Genomic DNA, 990 nt, shown 5'->3' with positions numbered 1-990 from the left:
AAACAAGTCGACAACGGGAGACAAGTATACTTTCTGCTCTTTGACTTTGAACTCCGTGACATCAGTTACCCACTTTTCGTCGGGTTGAGTCGCACTAAAATCTCTTTCAAGCACGTTAGGAGCAGCTGTTCCAGACTCTCCTCGGTATGAACGATACTTTTTAATCCTGACCGTCGATTTAAGGTTGAGCTGAGCCATAAGCCTTTGAACCGTTTTGTGGTTAAGCACGAACCCCTGATTTTTTAATTCCAAGTGAATACGGCGGTAGCCGTATCGGCCCTTATGCTCATGATAAATTGACTTTATCAACCGCAGCTCACGTTCGTAGCTATTTGGGCGCTTGCTCGTTTGAGCCTGATAATAAAAGACACTTTTTGCCAGCTGTAGAGTGTGCAGTAAGTGCTTCAACGGGTACTTGCCTTTAAGAGTTAGAGCTATGACCGCTTTTTCTTTGTTCGACGGTTTTTTTCCTGCTCCAACTCTTCCAACTTTTTTAGAACGGCATTCTCGGTTCGTAAGTAAACCAACTCCTCTTTTAGCTCCTCAAGCGTCATTTCATTATCAGGCTTAGTGGTACGTTGAGGTTGCTGTTTCATTGAGGGTCTTCCTTTCTGGCGCATTTTGAGCCCTTTGATACCGAGCTCATTAAATCGTTTGAGCCAGACTGAGAGTATCCCAGGGGATGAGAGGTTTAATACTGCGCTAGTGTGCGTGAGAGACCATTCATTCGTCCACATTAAATTCAATGCTTTTCGTTTTGTCTGAGCAGTAGCCGCATGGTTAGTTGGTAAAAATGAATCAGTACCATGGATGGCAAAGACTTGAGCCCAATACCGTATCTGTCTTGAAGAAATTGAATATTGTTTTGCTAAGTAGAGAGATGACGTGCCATCTAAGTATTGCTTAGCAATGATACATTTTAGCTCTCGGCTATATTTGGACATAAAAAGACCCCCAATAATTGGTGTCCAACTATTGGGGGTCAGTTCA

The 990-nt window shown here is 43.2% G+C and carries 2 protein-coding genes; both read right to left on the bottom strand.

The window, feature by feature from the left end; all coding sequences use genetic code 11:
* Positions 1–438, bottom strand: a 438-nt coding sequence (locus FTW16_RS24590) for an IS3 family transposase (RefSeq protein WP_261383504.1), incomplete at its 3' end; no start/stop codon positions are given.
* Positions 435–944, bottom strand: coding sequence for a helix-turn-helix domain-containing protein (locus FTW16_RS22135; protein ID WP_146492455.1), 510 nt, complete (start codon positions 942–944; stop codon positions 435–437). The genes FTW16_RS24590 and FTW16_RS22135, both read right to left, overlap by 4 nt.
* Between the last annotated feature and the right edge of the window lie 46 nt (positions 945–990).

The organism is Vibrio sp. T20, from assembly GCF_007858795.1.
GTDB lineage: Bacteria > Pseudomonadota > Gammaproteobacteria > Enterobacterales > Vibrionaceae > Vibrio > Vibrio satsumensis.
The sequence above is the reverse complement of the archived record's forward strand: the minus strand, read 5'-3'. Positions and strand labels throughout refer to the sequence as shown.